This is a genomic window from Rhodococcus sp. PSi06, assembly GCF_054960675.1.
Genome location: NZ_JBHNYO010000003.1, coordinates 233,851 through 250,080 on the forward strand (window position 1 = coordinate 233,851; position 16,230 = coordinate 250,080).

Below are 16,230 nucleotides of genomic sequence, written 5' to 3' on the forward strand. Positions count from 1 at the left end.
CGTGAGTTCCGAGCTGGCCGTAGTGACGGTGACCTATTCGCCCGGCGAATACCTGGATCAATTCCTGACGTCTCTACGTGAGGCCACGGCCCGGCCCTATCGGGTGATCATGGCTGACAACGGCTCGGTCGACGGCAGTCCCGAAGCGGCCGAGGCAGCATTCGACGAGGCGGAGTTGCTGCGAACCGGTGCGAACATCGGGTACGGAGCAGCTGTGAATCGCGCGGTCGCTGCGGTCGACCCGGCCGTCGAATTCGTCGTCGTCGCAAATCCCGACGTGCGGTGGCATCCCGGTTCACTCGACGGCCTCCTCGATGCTGCAGCTCGGTGGCCGCGTGCGGGCTCCCTCGGTCCGCTCATCCGTGAGCCCGACGGCTCGCGTTACCCGTCGGCGCGGTCGGTGCCCGATCTGACGTCCGGCGCGGGCCACGCGGTGCTGGGAAAGATCTGGCCGACCAACCCGTGGACTCGGCGGTACCGCCAGGAGAACGAGTCGGTCACCGAGCGTCCCGTGGGATGGCTGTCGGGATCGTGCTTGTTGCTGCGCCGCTCGGCGTTCGATTCGATCGACGGATTCGACTCGCGCTACTTCATGTACATGGAGGACGTCGATCTCGGTGACCGGCTCGGCAGAGCGGGCTGGCACAACGTCTACGTTCCCGGTGTCGAAGTGACCCACTCGAAAGGCCATGCAGCAGGACGGCATCCGGAAGTGATGTTGCCCGCTCATCACACCAGTGCCTACCGCTTCCAGGCCGACAGGCACGCGCGGACGTGGCAGGCTCCCTTACGATTGGCTCTGCGCGGCGGTCTCGGTCTTCGCTCGAAGATCGTTGTGACCTCGGCGCTTCGGGCCCGCGCAGTTGACGAACGACTCATGGACGAGAGAACAGAGGCTGGACATGTCGAATAGTTCCCCATCGGTCGCCGCACGTACCGATGCAGTGATTCTGGTCGGCGGCAAGGGAACTCGGCTCAGGCCGCTCACGCTCTCGGCACCCAAGCCGATGCTGCCCACCGCCGGACTGCCGTTTCTGACCCATCTGTTGGCACGGATCAAAGCTGCGGGTATCGAGCACGTCGTCCTCGGCACATCGTTCAAAGCCGAAGTGTTCGAGCAGCATTTCGGAGACGGGTCCGCACTCGGCATCGATCTCGAATACGTCTTCGAGACCGAGCCGCTCGGCACCGGCGGAGGCATCAGGAACGTGCTACCCCGACTGCGCGCCGAGAACGTCATGGTCTTCAACGGCGACGTGCTGGGCGGCACCGATCTGACGGCGGTTCTCGATACGCACCGAACCACCGACGCCGATGTGACGATGCACCTGGTGCGTGTCGGTGACCCGCGTGCATTCGGCTGTGTGCCCACCGACGAATCCGGTCGCGTGACAGCGTTTCTCGAAAAGACACAGGATCCGCCGACCGACCAGATCAATGCCGGTTGCTACGTCTTCAAGCGCGAGATCATCGAGTCCATTCCGGCCGGCCGGCCGGTGTCGGTGGAACGTGAGGTGTTCCCCGCCTTGCTCGCCGAGGACAAGAAGGTCTACGGACACGTCGACAGTGCGTACTGGCGCGACATGGGCACACCCGAGGACTTCGTCAAGGGCTCGGCCGATCTGGTTCGCGGCATCGCACCGTCGCCCGCGCTGCAGGGAGATCGCGGCGAATCCTTGGTTCACCCGAGTGCCGGAGTGGCACCGGGCGCTCTGCTGATCGGCGGAACCGTCGTCGGCCGGGGTGCCGAGATCGGCGCGGGGGCTCGTCTCGACGGTGCCGTCGTGTTCGACGGTGCCGTGGTCGAAGCAGGGGCCGTGGTCGAGCGGTCCATTCTCGGCTTCGGTTCCCGCATCGGGCCGCGGGCCCTGGTGCGCGACGCGGTCATCGGCGACGGTGCCGACATCGGTGCTCGCTGTGAACTGCTTCGCGGAGCGCGGGTGTGGCCGGGAGTCAAGCTGCCCGACGGCGGAGTGCGTTTCTCCACCGACGTCTGACCCCTTCGGCGGGTCACCGATTCTGTGCGGTCGGTTTCAGCGGCGGGCGGCAAGTGCGACGAGGTGGTCGATCGTCTCGTGTTCGGCGGCGTCCGGCAGGGCGTTCACCGGCCACCAACGAAGATCGGTCGACTCCTCGCTGCGCACCGCTCTGGCACCGTCCGGGGCGCGCACCAGAAATCTCAGATCGAGGTGCCTGGTGGCCTTTCCGAGCGAGCACGTGATCGGGTGTGTGTGCGCCGACAACAACTCCGGATCGAGGGTCAGGTCAGCGATCCCCGATTCTTCCCGAGCTTCACGTAAGGCCGCGTCGGTCACCGTGTGGTCCGTCGGTTCGCAATGGCCGCCCAGTTGAATCCATCGGCCGACTTTCGGGTGCAGGGTCAGCAACACATGGGTGCCCGATTCGTTCAGCACCAACGAGGACGCCGTGAAGTGGCCGGCCTCGTTCGCGCGTAGACATGCATCGGGATTGCTGTGCAGAAATGCCAGCATTGTGTGCCGGAGCGATTCGTCGTTGGAATCGGACGGTGACCATCGATCGAGCGTCGCCCCGACCGAGTGCCACAGGGTGGAACGAGACGAGGTGGGCGTCGACACGTCAGAGCTCCAGCAGCGACGAGCCCGGCAGCACCGGGTCGCGCGCCGTCGAGGGCTCGCTGGGGTGCCCGATCGCGATGGCACCCATGGCTTTCCAATCCGCGCGCAGTCCGAGTTCGGCGCGGACGGTATCGGCGGCGAAAATGGTCGAACCGATCCAGCAGCTGCCCAGTTCCCGTACCGCGAGGGCGACGAGCAGGCCTTGGACGGCGGCACCGACCGCCACGGTGAACATCGTCTCCTCCGCGGCTCGACGCCTCTCGTCCGGGTAGGAGTGCGCGCCGTCCGGCACACAGAACGGAATCACGATCTCCGGTGCGTCGAACAGAATATCGCCGCGGCGCAGTCTCGCGGCGATTCGTTCCTCGCTCAGACCGTCCTCGGTCAGGTCGGCGCGCCACTGCTCACGCATCGTCTCGAGCAGCCGACGCCGCAGCGCGGGAGTCCGAACCCATACGAATCGGACGGGGCGAGTGTGGTGCGGGGCGGGTGCGGTGAGGGCATCGGCGACGGACGCCCGAATCAGGTCGGGATCGACCGCGTCGGACGAGAACGAGCGCACCGACCGGCGCAACAGCAGAGCCTCGCGACGGCCACGATCGAGTGCCTCGGCGGTTCCGAGCCAGAACAGGTCGTCCTCGCCGCCGCGCAGCAGTGCCGCCGCCGTGGACCCGTCGTCGACCGGAGTCAAGCCGCGCACCACGGCGATAGGAACACCGCCCAGCTTGCCCTTGACCAGATCGCCTGCGGCAGCGAGCTCGTCGGCGATCGCGACCTCGGTGACGACGAGCTCGTTGCCCTGGCCGTCCTCGGCTCCTGCATAGGCGTGCAGGACCGGTAGCCCCGCAGCGCCGATGGCGGCGTCGGTCTGACCGATCCGCCAGGCGCGTCCCATGGTGTCGGTGACGACCACGGCCACCGTGACCCCCAACAGTTCGCCGAGGGCGGCGCGCAGGGCTGCGGCGCTGGCGTCGGGGTTCTCCGGCAGCAGAGCCAGTTCGCCACCGTCGACGTTGGAACCGTCGATGCCCGACGCGGCCTGCACGATGCCCAGCCGGTTCTCGGTGATCAGAGTTCGGCCCTTGCGTGCGACGATCCGCACCGCTTCCTGCTCCACCAGGACTCTGCGGGCTGCGTCCCGCTCGTCGGCATCGCGAGGTGCCTGCACCAATCGGCCCTCGACCTTGGAGACGATCTTGCTGGTGACGATCAGGATGTCGCCGTCGCGCAACCACGGCGCGTGCTCGGCGATTGCGGAGGCCAAGTTGTCGCCGGGTCTGAATTCCGGGAGGCCGGTGATCGGCAGCATTTCGATCGAGCCACCCGGTGAGTGATCGCCCGGCACGGGTGGGATCGAGTCGGGTTCGCGGATGTCGCTCACAGGTCGAGTCCGGCCGCGCGAAGCGCGGTGCGCGCCATCACCGCGGTGGTCTCGGGGTCGGTCATCAGCAACGGAACCGACTGCACGTCGACTCCGTCGACGACTGCGGTGTCGGTGGTGTGCACCAGCCATGCGTCGAGAATGCCGGTGCCGCTTCGGCTTCCGTAATGACGTCCCACCGCCTGTGCGGTGGTGTCGACGCCGATGACGGACAGGCACTCGTCGGCCATGCCGCGCAACGGCTTACCGTCGACGACGGGGGAGAGGCCGACCACCTTTGCTGCCGACGTACGCAGCGCCCCGCGGATGCCCGGTACCGCGAGAATCGCGCCGACGCTCACCACTGGATTGGACGGTGCCAGAATGACCGCGTCGGCTTCTGCGATCGCGTCCACCACTCCCGGTGCCGGGCTTGCCTGTTCGGCACCGATGTTTGCGAAACTGTGGGTCGGAATCTGTGCGCGGTAGCGAACCCACCACTCCTGGAAGTGAATTGCGCGTTGCTGCTCGCCGCTTGGATCGTCGGGATCGGTCACGACGACGTGGGTTTCCGAGCGATCGTCGGTGACGGGCAGCAACCGGACGCCCGGTTGCCATCGGTTGCAGAGAGCTTCGGTGACGGCCGACAGCGGAAATCCGGTGCGCAACATCCGACTGCGAATCAGGTGCGTGGCGATATCGCGGTCGCCGAGTCCGAACCAGTCGGGATCGGCACCGTAGGCAGCCAGCTCGTCGCGTGCGTTCCAGGTCTCGGCGATCCGGCCCCACCCGCGCTCGGTGTCGATCCCACCGCCGAGGGTGTACATGCAGGTGTCGAGATCTGGGCAGATGCGTAGACCGTGCATCCAGACGTCGTCGCCGACATTGACCACCGCGGTTATCTCGTGTTCGGGGTTGTCGCCGAACAAGGATTTGAGACCCTGGAGAAACCGTGCACCACCGACGCCGCCGACCAGAACAGTAACTTTCACAACACACGAGCGTAGTGGGGTTGCGGCAGTGCGGGGCGAGCGCCCACCCGGATCTGCACCGTACGTGCGGACGGTGAGCAGGCGTGAGAACTGCCGCGACACGCGCAGGACAGGCTCCGATTCGGGGAGAGCACCGATTTCGGGCATGTGATGGTATTGGATTTGTGCGATCGGCTTGACCGCGACACACCTGGGCGTGTCTAATCACAGGTATGTCATTCAGTGTTCGCAGCACGAGTTCGATTGCAGCGAACCTGGTTTCGAACACTCGTTCCCTTCCTGTTCGACCCCGGTCGAACGTCCAGTAGAGGTCGAGAGTTCGAAGAACGCGGGAGCGTTCGGATATGCCAGTTCGATCGAATACCTGCGCGGCGCAACGTATTCGAGTACACAAAGGTCGAAAGTATCTGCGCTACCACAGGTGAGGAGGCGGAAGCGATGTATGACGAGCACGTGACACGTGATCAGCGGGGCGGACCCACTGCACACCTCAGCGCTGTCGACGACGCGCCGCGAACCGAGTCCGACAACGGCGCAGATTCGAGCGTCCCGACAGACGCGGGTGCTGCGTACGTAGCTCGAACGATCGACACCGAGGCGGACATCGACGCGGAGACCGATTCCGACGCCGACCTCATGCCCTTCGTTGCCGAGTCGGTTCCGCCGGCCAAGCCGTTCCTCAGTCTCGTCGCCGGCTTCGACGAGATGTTCGAGGAGATCGAGGATCAGTGGCAGGAGCGCGCACTGTGCGCCCAGACCGATCCCGAGGCCTTCTTCCCGGAAAAGGGCGGCTCGACTCGCGAGGCGAAGCGAATCTGTCTCGGCTGCGAGGTCAAGGACGAGTGCCTCGAGTACGCACTCGCCAACGACGAGCGGTTCGGTATCTGGGGCGGACTGTCCGAGCGGGAACGACGCCGGCTCAAGCGCGGGATCGGCTGAGCGCTCCACCGACCTCCGGTCGAGCTCGGCTCTTCATTTTGCGGCCCGGTCGCTCCGCGGCCCCGCCAATCAGCTGCACCGTCATTCCGGAGCACTATTGGGATCCACCTCGTCCGGGTCGATGCCCAGGTATGTCGCAACCTGCTCCACCAGAACCTCGAACAACAGGTCTTCCAGATCTTCCGGGTGCTTTGCGCGACGCTCCAGCGGTCGTCGGAACAGCACCACTCTGGCGCGTGTCGTTTCTCCGCGCTTGTCTATCCCGGCCGGTACCAGTCTCGACAGTGGCACCGGCCCCTCTGCTACCACCTCGGGCGGCCATGTCACCGACTCGGGATCGAGCGCCCTGATCTTGGGCACCTCGTCGACGGCGATATCCAACTTCGAAAGCTTGTCGTGCCATCGATGGTCGATTCGCGCGAACGCGTCGAGTACCAGCCGATCGAACTTCTCGGCCCGCGAGCGCCTGGCCGGGAGGTCCTCGGGCATCACCGGTCCGCGGATGCCGCGGCCGTGCCGTGCCACGGACCGAGAAGTGATCCTGCGCGCGGAGGAGAATCGAGGCATGGGGGCAGGTTATCGCGCCCGTCCGGTGTGTCGGTCGTTCGGTCGGTTGGACCTACCGGATAGTCTGCATTCGTGAGATCACTGCGTGGCTGCTGCAGGCCTGGTTGCAACCGTTCTGCCGTTGCAACGCTCACATATGTCTACTCCGACTCCACCGCGGTCGTCGGGCCGCTGGCCACTGTCGACGAGCCGCACTCGTGGGATCTGTGCGAGATCCACGCGTCGACCACGACCGCACCGAAGGGCTGGGAGCTCGTCCGGTATGAGGGCGGCTACTCGACGTCGACGCCCGACGAGGACGATCTGACAGCTCTGGCAGAGGCAGTGCGCGAGGCGGGCCGTGGCGATCGCGTCCGCTCCGAGGACCGTGACAGCGATCGCGCCGCTTCCCGCCCGTCCGATGGTGAACGTCGATCCGCCCCGGCCGTCCGAACCGGCCGTCGCGGCCATCTTCGAGTCCTTCCCGATCCCACCTCCTGAGCCGTCGCGCACTGTGGTGGCGTTGCGGGTCGACTGGCCGGTCCGACCGGTGTCTGGCAAGGTTTTCGAGCAGTACCGAAACGATCCGCGCCGCCTCGCCGATACCGGTGTGAGTCGCCCGGCCCACACGCTCGACGATGCCGATGTGCGGCGTCGCAAGAACGATCACCAGGAGAGCCTTCGTGTCCCGTACCGCAGAGTCCGTCAATGCCGTCATCAAGGCCTACGACGTCCGGGGCGTCGTAGGTGAGCAGATCGACGAGGCTTTCGTGCGAGACGTCGGAGCCGCGTTCGCGCGTCTGGTGCGAGACGAGGCGGGCGCTGCGCGGTCGGTCGTGATCGGACACGATATGCGTGATTCGTCGCCGGGTCTGTCTCGTGCCTTCGCCGACGGCGTCACCGCGCAGGGACTCGACGTGGTGCACATCGGTCTGGCGTCCACCGATCAGCTGTACTTCGCTTCGGGTCTGCTCGAATGCCCCGGGGCCATGTTCACTGCCAGTCACAATCCGGCGAAGTACAACGGGATCAAGCTCTGCCGCGCCGGGGCCAAGCCGGTGGGGCAGGACACCGGTCTGGCCACCGTCAAGGCCGAATTGGTCGACGGGGTACCGGAATTCGACGGCCCGGCCGGGTCGGTGACATCGCGTGACGTTCTCGACGAGTATGCGCAGTTCCTGCGGGATCTGGTCGATCTGTCGGGAATCGGTTCCATGAAGGTCGCCGTGGACGCGGGCAACGGAATGGGCGGGCACACCGTGCCTGCGGTGTTCGCACCGCTACCGGTGACGATCGAGCCGTTGTTCTTCGAGCTCGACGGCAGCTTCCCCAACCACGAGGCGAATCCGCTCGATCCGGCGAACCTGGTGGATCTGCAGCGTTTCGTCGTCGAGACCGGTGCCGCGATCGGCCTTGCGTTCGACGGCGATGCCGATCGTTGCTTCGTCGTCGACGAGAAGGGCGACCCGGTTTCGCCCTCTGCGGTGACTTGCCTGGTGGCGCAGCGCGAACTGGCCAAGGAGCCGGGTGCGGTGATCATCCACAATCTCATCACCTCTCGCTCGGTGCCGGAGTTGGTCACCGAGCTCGGCGGCACGCCGGTACGCACGCGCGTCGGTCACTCGTTCATCAAGCAGCAGATGGCCGACACCGGGGCGATCTTCGGCGGAGAGCACTCTGCCCACTACTACTTCCGGGATTTCTGGGGTGCCGACTCCGGCATGCTCGCCGCGTTGCACGTACTTGCTGCGTTCGGGGCACAGGATCGGCCCCTGTCGGAAATGATGGCCGCCTACGAGACCTACAGCGCGTCGGGCGAGATCAACTCGACCGTGGGCGACGCAGCCGAACGCACCGAGGCCGTGCTCGAGGCGTTTGCCGACCGAACCGCAGGCATCGACCGGCTCGACGGCGTGACTGTCGATCTCGCCGACGGCTCCTGGTTCAACCTGAGGGCCTCGAACACCGAACCGCTGCTGCGACTGAACGTGGAAGCGCGAACCGCCGCGGCTGTGGATGCACTTTCGGCCGAGATATTGGGCATCGTTCGCGCCGGACTGGAATAGTGGTTACCAACGGTTCATGAGTGGGTATGAGTCCATTTCCGGTCGGTGACGAAGGGGAGGTGTCGCAGCCATGACGGCAGTGTCGTCTCTGGTCGATCTCGACGATGTCGATGCTCTCATCGCGGCCGATCGCGAGGGTGCGTTGCGCAGCGCTGCGCTGGCGGGCGCGCAGGTTCGCGCCGTCGCCGCGGCTGTGGACGAAGAAGTACTGGCTCGCTTGGCGGATCTGCGCCCCAGAAGTGTGGTGATCGTGACCGGAGACGGCCGCAGTAGTCGGGCGGCGTCACTCCTGGTCGCGGCGCTCGGAGATCGACTCGGGGTCCCGCTGGTTCGCAGCACCGGAACCCCGCCGTGGATCGGCCCGCTCGATGTTGTGGTGGTGGCCGGGGACGACGCCGGAGACCCGCGCCTGGCCGAGTCGGTGGACGCCGCGTCGCGTCGCGGCGCGGAAGTGGTGGTGGTGGCACCCGAGGAGGGGCCGTTGCGTGCCGTCCGAGGGGCCCGGGTCATGTGGTTGCCCCCGCGAATCGCGGTCCGAGACCACAACGCCTTGATGCGTTACCTCGCCGCATTCGTCGCGGTTCTCGGTGCCGTTGCCGGTGGATCGTGGAAGTCGTTGTTACCCAATCTATCTCGACTGGCCGACCTGCTCGACACCGAGGCGGTGCGGAACAGCCCCTCCAACGAGGTGTTCCACAACCCGGCCAAGGCTCTTGCCAGCGGAATGAACGGTCGACGAGTAGTGCTGTCCGGTAGCGGTCCCGCCGCAGTCGAGGTGGCTCGGCACGGCAGTGAAGTGCTGCTCCGGGTTGCGGGGGTGCTCGTCGGTGCGGGAGAGCTCGGCGATGTCATCGCGGCGTCCGTTCGTGCCTCGAGCGTCGAATCTGCCGGAACGGCACAGACATTGGATTCGTTCTTCCACGACGAGCAACTCGACGGTCCGCTACCGGTATTGCCGATGCGCATCATCGTCGTTGCATCGGAGGTCGATCGCGCTCTGACCGAACGACGAGTGGCCGGCGTGCCCGAGTCGGAACTGTTGCTCGCGGAGCCGCACGAGGCACTGTTCGGAAGTTCCAGGCCGGGATCCGAACTCGATGTCGCTGTCGCGTCGGCCGATCCGGCTACACTCTCGGTGCTCGACACCATGTCCGTATTGGCCACGCGGTTGGACACGACCGCCGCGTATCTGCTGTTGATGGGCGGTAGCTAGTGCATCTCTTGCGTGGCGCGGTTCGGTCCTACGCATGGGGGTCGCGAACCGCCCTGGCCCGGATCCAGGGTCGCCCGGTCCCGTCCGATCATCCCGAGGCCGAGATCTGGCTCGGTGCTCACCCGGCCGATTCGGCGCACGTGGTGCACGAGAGTGGCAGTACGCCGCTGCTCACGCTGATCGACGGGGATCCGGCCACGCATCTCGGGGGCTCGGCGCAGCAGTACGAGTCGCGACTGCCCTACTTGCTGAAACTGCTTGCTGCAGAAGAGCCTCTGTCGTTGCAGGCCCACCCCAGTAGTACCCAGGCGCGCGAGGGCTTCGCCCGCGAGAACGCGGCCGGCATCCCCATCGATTCTCCGGTACGGAACTACCGGGACCCCAATCACAAGCCGGAACTGATCGTGGCGCTCAGTGAGTTCGAGGCATTGGCGGGCTTCAGGAGTCCGACGGAGACCGTCGAGTTGCTGGACGCGTTGGCCGTGTCCGCGCTCGGTGGGTACCGCACACTGCTTGCCGCACAGCCCGATGCATCCGGGCTGCGCACGGTATTCACCTCGTGGATCACACTCCCCGGGCAGGCGTTGGACGACATCCTCCCGGCCGTCGCCCAGGGATGTATCGACTATTTGTCCGGTCCGGCGCGTACGGACGGTGGTCGATTCGCAGCGGAGGCCAGAACCCTGCTCGAGCTGGGGGAGTCCTATCCCGGTGACGCCGGAGTGCTGGCGGCTCTGCTCCTCAATCGGGTGACACTGACTCCCGGTCAAGGCCTGTACCTCGACGCGGGCAACCTGCATGCGTACTTACGCGGGACCGGCGTGGAAATCATGGCGAACTCCGACAACGTGCTGCGCGGGGGACTGACTCCCAAGCATGTCGATGTGCCCGAACTGTTGCGTGTACTGGACTTCGAACCGTCCGACATCGCGCCCATCACGCCGGCCGACGGCGATTCCTCGACGTACCTCTACCCCACGCCGGCACCCGAATTCGCTTTGAGCCGAACGGCGTTGGCACCGGGGGAGACAGTCGACATCGACGGGTCCGGTCCCAGGATTCTGCTGTGCACCGACGGGTCCGTCACGGCGAGCACCAGCGGCGGGCAAGCCGGTCTGACAGTGCCGCAGGGCAGTTCGGCCTGGATTCCGGCTGCGGATCGAGCGGTCACCGTGACTGCCGATTCGCGTGGTGCCGAGGTATTCGTGGCCTCGGTCGGACGCTCGTAGATTCCCGCGACCCATTTCCCGCCGGTCTCCGCAGTGCAGAGTCGTTTTCGAATTGCGGAAGTGCGCGAGCAACGGGTCCGAAGGCAATAGTGTTGATGTCACAGTGAACTCTGCGACGGATGTGATCCGTCTGCAGAGGCGAGCACGCACAACGGAGGCCCGATGAGCACAGCAGACCGGCCGGCCAAGGCACCCCGTACGACGGGGTGGTTCCGGACCAAATCGATCGAGCAGTCGATCGAGGACACCGACGAGCCGGACACCAAACTCCGGAAGGAACTCGGCTCCTGGGACCTCACCGTGTTCGGTGTCGCTGTCGCCGTCGGAGCGGGCATCTTCACTCTCACCGCGCGTACCGCTGGAAACGTGGCAGGACCCGCGGTGTCGGTGGCGTTCGTGCTCGCCGCGATCGCCTGTGGTCTGGCCGCTCTGTGTTACGCCGAATTCGCGTCGACGGTTCCCGTCGCGGGCAGCGCATACACGTTCTCGTATGCCGCGTTCGGCGAGTTCATCGCCTGGATCATCGGCTGGGATCTGATCCTCGAATTCGGCCTCGCGGCGGCCGTGGTGGCGAAGGCATGGTCGCTGTATCTGGGAGACCTGCTCGGTACCGCGGCACCGGTACTGCAGATCGGTTCGCTGAACTTCGACTGGGGCGCATTGCTCATCGTCGTGGTTTTGACGGTACTGATCGCGTCGGGCACCAAATTGTCCTCGCGCGTCTCGCTCGTCATCACCGCGATCAAGGTGATCGTCGTTCTGTTCGTCGTCGTGCTCGGTGCCTTCTACATCAAGGTGTCCAACTACGACCCGTACATCCCACCGTCGCAGCCCGGCTCCACGGGCGAGGGACTCCATCAGTCCCTGTTCTCGTTCGTCACTGGCGCGGGCGGTAGCACGTTCGGTTGGTACGGCCTTCTTGCCGCGGCATCCCTGGTGTTCTTCGCATTCATCGGCTTCGACGTTGTCGCGACGACGGCGGAGGAGACGAAGGAGCCGCAGAAGGCGCTGCCGCGCGGCATCCTCGGATCCCTCGCGATCGTGACCGTGCTCTACGTCGCGGTCACCCTGGTGCTGACCGGAATGGTCAAGTACACCGACCTGGCGGGTGACAGTGCCACGCTGGCAACGGCATTCGAGCTGAACGGCCTGACCTGGGCCAAGAACATCATCTCGTTCGGTGCCCTTGCCGGTTTGACGACCGTGGTGATGGTGTTGATGCTGGGTCAGACCCGAGTGCTCTTCGCAATGTCTCGGGACGGGTTGGTGCCGCGTGGATTGGCCCACACCGGCAAGAAGGGCACACCGGTTCGGACGACGATCCTGGTCGGCGTCATCGTCGGACTGCTCGCGGCCTTCGTTCCGCTGGGCACTCTCGAAGAGATGGTGAACATCGGAACGCTGTTCGCATTCGTACTCGTGTCGGCAGGTGTTCTCGTTCTGCGCAAGACTCGACCCGATCTCGAGCGCGGCTTCCGGGTGCCGTGGGTTCCGCTCGTGCCGATCCTCGCAGTACTCGCCTGCCTGTGGTTGATGCTGAACCTGTCGGTCGAGACGTGGCTGCGGTTCCTGGTCTGGATGGCCGCGGGTGTAGTGATCTACGTGCTCTACAGCAGGCGTCATTCGGTCATGGGACTCCGCGAAGCAGGGAAGACCACGACCGAGAAGTAACCGTGCCGTCTTTGTAGCTCGTCCTAGGAAGCACGGCCGAATTCGGTCGAGGTCACATCGAACCGCGAGAATGTTATACCCTCGAAAACAGACTTCAGGGACTCGTACGGTTCGATGAGAGGGTGTTGAAACAGTGAGTGTGGACGGCCGGGTCACTTCCTCGAAGGATTCGGGTGTCGCTGTCGGGGGGCGGGATTCGAAGGCCGACGGACGATCGGTTCGCTGGCACACCAACAAGCGCTATCTGTGGATGCTGGGGCTGTTGGCCCCGGCTTCGGCGCTGTTGCCGTCGCAGTTGGTGCTCTGGACCGGTATGCCGATCTTCTGGTGGAGTGGTGTTCTGGTGTTCTTCGTCATCATCCCGGTGATCGACCTGATCGCCGGTGAGGACGGGCACAACCCGGACGAATCGGCCAGTGAGAAACTGCAGAACGATCGTTACTACCGCTGGTGTACCTATCTTTTCCTTCCCATCCAATTCATCGGGCTGATCATTGCGTGTTGGATGTGGGCGTACGGCAACCTGACGGTGGTGGACAAGATCGGGCTCGCGGTGACGGTGGGCCTGGTGGCAGGCACCGGCATCAACGCCGCTCACGAGTTGGGTCACCGCATCGAGCAGCACGAGCGGTGGCTGGCCAAGATCGCGCTGTCGCAGACGCTCTACGGGCACTTCTTCGTAGAACACAACCGTGGCCATCACGTTCGGGTTGCGACCCCGGACGATCCCGCGAGTGCGCGACTCGGCGAGAGCGTGTGGACGTTCGTGCCGCGCAGCACTGTCCTGGGGTTCGTCTCCGCATGGAAGCTCGAGGCGCAGCGTCTACGTCGCAAGGGCCGCTCGGTCGCGAGCCCCACCAATGCGCTGCTGCACACCTGGCTGCTGAGCGCCGTGCTCTTCGTCGGGTTGATGGCCGTGTTCGGGTGGGGCATCGCGCCGTACCTTCTGCTGCAGGCAGTCGTCGGATTCGTGCTGCTCGAAATGGTGAACTACGTGGAGCACTATGCGCTGCTGCGCGAGACGAACGAACGCGGAAAGTACGTTCGGTGCTCGCCCCGCCACAGTTGGAACAGCGACAGAATCTGCACGAACATTTTTCTCTACCACCTGCAGCGGCACAGTGATCACCACGCAAATCCCGGCAAGCGTTATCAGACGCTGCTCTCGTGCGACGAGGCTCCACAGCTGCCGGCCGGCTACGCGTCGATGGTGATCCTCGCCGCAATCCCGCCGCTGTGGCGTCGAGTGATGGACCCCCGGGTATTGGCGCACTACCGAGGCGACGTCACCCGCGCCAACATCCTTCCCCGCAAGCGTGCCCGAATACTGGCGCGAGCCGGACGAAACGGATAGCGCGGGTACTCGCCGCGGACTTGTCGCACTGGGCAGTCGATACTTCCGCCGCGCGGACCCGATAGCCTGGTGGACGGATACTCAGTCAACAGGAGAGGCAAGATGACGACCTCAGTTACATCAGGATCGGCACTCACCGTGGAGCACCGCGGTGGAATCGACTTCAAGGTCGCAGACCTGTCGCTCGCAGAATTCGGCCGCAAAGAGATCAGGCTGGCCGAGCACGAGATGCCCGGTCTGATCGCGCTGCGTCGCGAATACGCAGACGTTCAGCCGCTCAAGGGAGCGCGCGTGTCGGGATCGCTACACATGACCGTGCAGACCGCCGTATTGATCGAGACCCTGGTGGCCCTCGGTGCGGAGGTTCGTTGGGCGTCGTGCAACATCTTCTCCACCCAGGATCACGCGGCTGCTGCCGTGGTCGTCGGACCGTACGGAACCGTCGAAGAGCCCAAGGGTGTTCCGGTGTTCGCCTGGAAGGGCGAGAGCCTCGAGGAGTACTGGTGGGCGGCCGAGCAGATGCTCACGTGGCCCGAGCAGCCTGCCAACATGATCCTCGACGACGGCGGTGACGCCACGATGCTGGTGCTTCGCGGCGCTCAGTTCGAGAAGGCCGGCGTAGTTCCGCCGACCGACGACGACCACGATTCCGACGAGTACAAGGTGTTTCTCGGCCTTCTGCGCCGTTCGCTCGAGGCGTCGACGACCAAGTGGACCGAGGTTGCAGCGTCCGTCCAGGGCGTCACCGAGGAGACCACCACCGGTGTGTTGCGGCTGTACCAGTTCGCCGCCGCGGGAGAGCTCACGTTCCCTGCCATCAACGTCAACGACTCGGTCACCAAAAGCAAGTTCGACAACAAGTACGGCACCCGCCACTCGTTGATCGACGGCATCAACCGCGGCACCGACGTCCTCATCGGCGGCAAGGCCGTGCTGGTGTGTGGCTACGGCGATGTGGGCAAGGGCTGCGCCGAGGCACTCAAGGGCCAGGGCGCCCGCGTGACCGTCACCGAGGCCGACCCGATCAACGCGTTGCAGGCGCTCATGGACGGTTTCGACGTGCGCACGGTCGAAGAATTCATCGAGCAGGCAGACATCGTGATCACCTCGACGGGCAACCTGTCGATCATCACGTTCGAGCACATGCGCAAGATGAAGCACCAGGCGATTCTGGGCAACATCGGCCACTTCGACAACGAGATCGACATGGCCGGGCTGGAGAAGGCCCCGGACGTCACGCGCATCAACATCAAGCCGCAGGTCGACGAGTACCAGTTCAAGGACGGCCACTCGATCATCGTGCTGTCCGAGGGCCGTTTGCTGAACCTCGGCAACGCCACCGGTCACCCGTCCTTCGTCATGAGCAACAGCTTCTCCAATCAGGTCATCGCTCAGATCGAGCTGTGGACCAAGCCGGACGAGTACGACAACGAGGTCTACCGCCTGCCCAAGCACCTGGACGAGAAGGTCGCGCGCATTCACGTCGAAGCACTCGGCGGCTCGATCACCAAGCTCACCAAGGAGCAGGCCGAGTACATCGGCGTCGACGTCGAGGGCCCGTACAAGCCCGAGCACTACCGCTACTGACCTGTAGTGGGTGTGCTCTTCGTTATCGAAGGAGTCGACGGTGCGGGCAAGAACACGCTCGCCCGTCGGCTCGTTTCGGCGTGGGAACGCGGCGGTCTCGACGTCGCGCGCATCGGGTTTCCGAGGTACGGCCGATCGGTGCATGCCGATCTGGCGGCGGAAGCGCTGCACGGCGAACACGGCGACACCGCAGGCAGTGTGCACGCGATGGCACTGTTGTTCGCGCTCGATCGCAGGGACGCGGCAACCGAAATTCGAGAGTTGTTGTCTCTCAACGACGTAGTGCTCCTGGACCGTTACGTCGCCTCCAATGCGGCCTACACCGCTGCTCGGTTGGAACAGGCCGCGGGCGGTGAGGCTGCCGAGTGGGTCAGGGCGCTCGAATTCGACCGCTTCGACGTGCCGGTTCCGGACGTGCAGATTCTGCTCGACGTGCCTGTCGCGCTCGCCGCGCAGCGGGCTGCGGCCCGCGAAAGTACGGACGTCGCCCGAACTCGTGATGCCTACGAACGCGACGGCTCTCTGCAGAGCAGGACCTCGGCCGTGTACGGCGCTCTCGCGGAGAGGAACTGGGTGTCGCCGTGGCAGGTCGTCACCGCCGACGTAGATCCCGATCGACTCGCCGCCGAGTTGTCCAATCAGCCATCAGGCGAGCCGAAAGTGACACCATAGGACC

Annotated in this window: 15 protein-coding genes; 11 read left to right on the forward strand and 4 right to left on the reverse strand. The window is 65.1% G+C overall.

Going from position 1 to position 16,230, the window contains the following annotated elements; translation table 11 throughout:
- Position 1 precedes the first annotated feature (1 nt).
- Positions 2 to 913 (forward strand): glycosyltransferase family 2 protein, encoded by a 912-nt coding sequence (locus tag ACFI9K_RS05820; protein ID WP_462662637.1) that lies wholly within the window; start codon positions 2 to 4, stop codon positions 911 to 913.
- The gene (gene manB, locus ACFI9K_RS05825; RefSeq protein ID WP_462662638.1) at positions 903 to 1,997 is read left to right on the forward strand and encodes a mannose-1-phosphate guanylyltransferase; all 1,095 of its coding nucleotides are present in this window, start codon (positions 903 to 905) and stop codon (positions 1,995 to 1,997) included. Before ACFI9K_RS05820 ends, manB begins: the two co-directional genes overlap by 11 nt.
- 36 nt (positions 1,998 to 2,033) lie before the next feature.
- Here the strand turns inward: manB and ACFI9K_RS05830 are convergent, their stop codons facing one another.
- The 3 genes from ACFI9K_RS05830 to cofD form a co-directional block, all read right to left on the reverse strand.
- Positions 2,034 to 2,492: an NUDIX hydrolase gene (locus ACFI9K_RS05830; RefSeq protein WP_462662745.1), complete on the reverse strand. Its 459-nt coding sequence runs from the start codon at positions 2,490 to 2,492 to the stop codon at positions 2,034 to 2,036.
- A gap of 106 nt (positions 2,493 to 2,598) precedes the next feature.
- Complete coding sequence (locus ACFI9K_RS05835; RefSeq protein ID WP_462662639.1) at positions 2,599 to 3,978, reverse strand: coenzyme F420-0:L-glutamate ligase; 1,380 nt, start codon at positions 3,976 to 3,978, stop codon at positions 2,599 to 2,601.
- Entirely contained in the window at positions 3,975 to 4,949 is a 975-nt protein-coding gene (gene cofD, locus ACFI9K_RS05840; RefSeq protein WP_462662640.1) for a 2-phospho-L-lactate transferase, read from the reverse strand. Before cofD ends, ACFI9K_RS05835 begins: the two co-directional genes overlap by 4 nt.
- A gap of 705 nt (positions 4,950 to 5,654) precedes the next feature.
- On the opposite strand from cofD, the gene ACFI9K_RS05845 reads away from it, so the two are divergent.
- Complete coding sequence (locus tag ACFI9K_RS05845; protein ID WP_027496498.1) at positions 5,655 to 5,888, forward strand: WhiB family transcriptional regulator; 234 nt, start codon at positions 5,655 to 5,657, stop codon at positions 5,886 to 5,888.
- Positions 5,889 to 5,969: 81 nt separating this feature from the next.
- Here ACFI9K_RS05845 and ACFI9K_RS05850 read toward each other — a convergent pair whose 3' ends face one another.
- Complete coding sequence (locus ACFI9K_RS05850) at positions 5,970 to 6,455, reverse strand: metallopeptidase family protein (RefSeq protein ID WP_462662641.1); 486 nt, start codon at positions 6,453 to 6,455, stop codon at positions 5,970 to 5,972.
- A gap of 72 nt (positions 6,456 to 6,527) precedes the next feature.
- Between ACFI9K_RS05850 and ACFI9K_RS05855 the strand changes: the two genes are divergently transcribed.
- The 8 genes from ACFI9K_RS05855 to ACFI9K_RS05890 all read left to right on the forward strand — a co-directional run bounded on the left by ACFI9K_RS05855 (position 6,528) and on the right by ACFI9K_RS05890 (position 16,226).
- The gene (locus tag ACFI9K_RS05855) at positions 6,528 to 6,935 is read left to right on the forward strand and encodes a DUF3499 domain-containing protein (RefSeq protein ID WP_462662642.1); all 408 of its coding nucleotides are present in this window, start codon (positions 6,528 to 6,530) and stop codon (positions 6,933 to 6,935) included.
- A gap of 182 nt (positions 6,936 to 7,117) precedes the next feature.
- Positions 7,118 to 8,500 carry a phosphomannomutase/phosphoglucomutase gene (locus tag ACFI9K_RS05860; protein ID WP_462662643.1) on the forward strand — a complete coding sequence of 461 codons (1,383 nt, stop codon included), beginning with the start codon at positions 7,118 to 7,120 and terminating at the stop codon, positions 8,498 to 8,500.
- A gap of 70 nt (positions 8,501 to 8,570) precedes the next feature.
- The gene (locus tag ACFI9K_RS05865; RefSeq protein WP_462662644.1) at positions 8,571 to 9,713 is read left to right on the forward strand and encodes a tobH protein; all 1,143 of its coding nucleotides are present in this window, start codon (positions 8,571 to 8,573) and stop codon (positions 9,711 to 9,713) included.
- Positions 9,713 to 10,942: a mannose-6-phosphate isomerase, class I gene (gene manA, locus ACFI9K_RS05870; RefSeq protein ID WP_462662645.1), complete on the forward strand. Its 1,230-nt coding sequence runs from the start codon at positions 9,713 to 9,715 to the stop codon at positions 10,940 to 10,942. The genes ACFI9K_RS05865 and manA overlap by 1 nt, the downstream gene beginning before the upstream one ends.
- A gap of 162 nt (positions 10,943 to 11,104) precedes the next feature.
- Complete coding sequence (locus ACFI9K_RS05875; RefSeq protein ID WP_462662646.1) at positions 11,105 to 12,613, forward strand: amino acid permease; 1,509 nt, start codon at positions 11,105 to 11,107, stop codon at positions 12,611 to 12,613.
- Positions 12,614 to 12,746: 133 nt separating this feature from the next.
- Complete coding sequence (locus tag ACFI9K_RS05880) at positions 12,747 to 13,967, forward strand: alkane 1-monooxygenase (RefSeq protein WP_462662647.1); 1,221 nt, start codon at positions 12,747 to 12,749, stop codon at positions 13,965 to 13,967.
- A 102-nt stretch (positions 13,968 to 14,069) separates the two neighbouring features.
- Positions 14,070 to 15,554 (forward strand): adenosylhomocysteinase, encoded by a 1,485-nt coding sequence (gene ahcY, locus ACFI9K_RS05885; protein ID WP_222092996.1) that lies wholly within the window; start codon positions 14,070 to 14,072, stop codon positions 15,552 to 15,554.
- 6 nt (positions 15,555 to 15,560) lie between these two features.
- The gene (locus tag ACFI9K_RS05890) at positions 15,561 to 16,226 is read left to right on the forward strand and encodes a dTMP kinase (RefSeq protein WP_462662648.1); all 666 of its coding nucleotides are present in this window, start codon (positions 15,561 to 15,563) and stop codon (positions 16,224 to 16,226) included.
- The last annotated feature ends 4 nt before the right edge of the window (positions 16,227 to 16,230 follow it).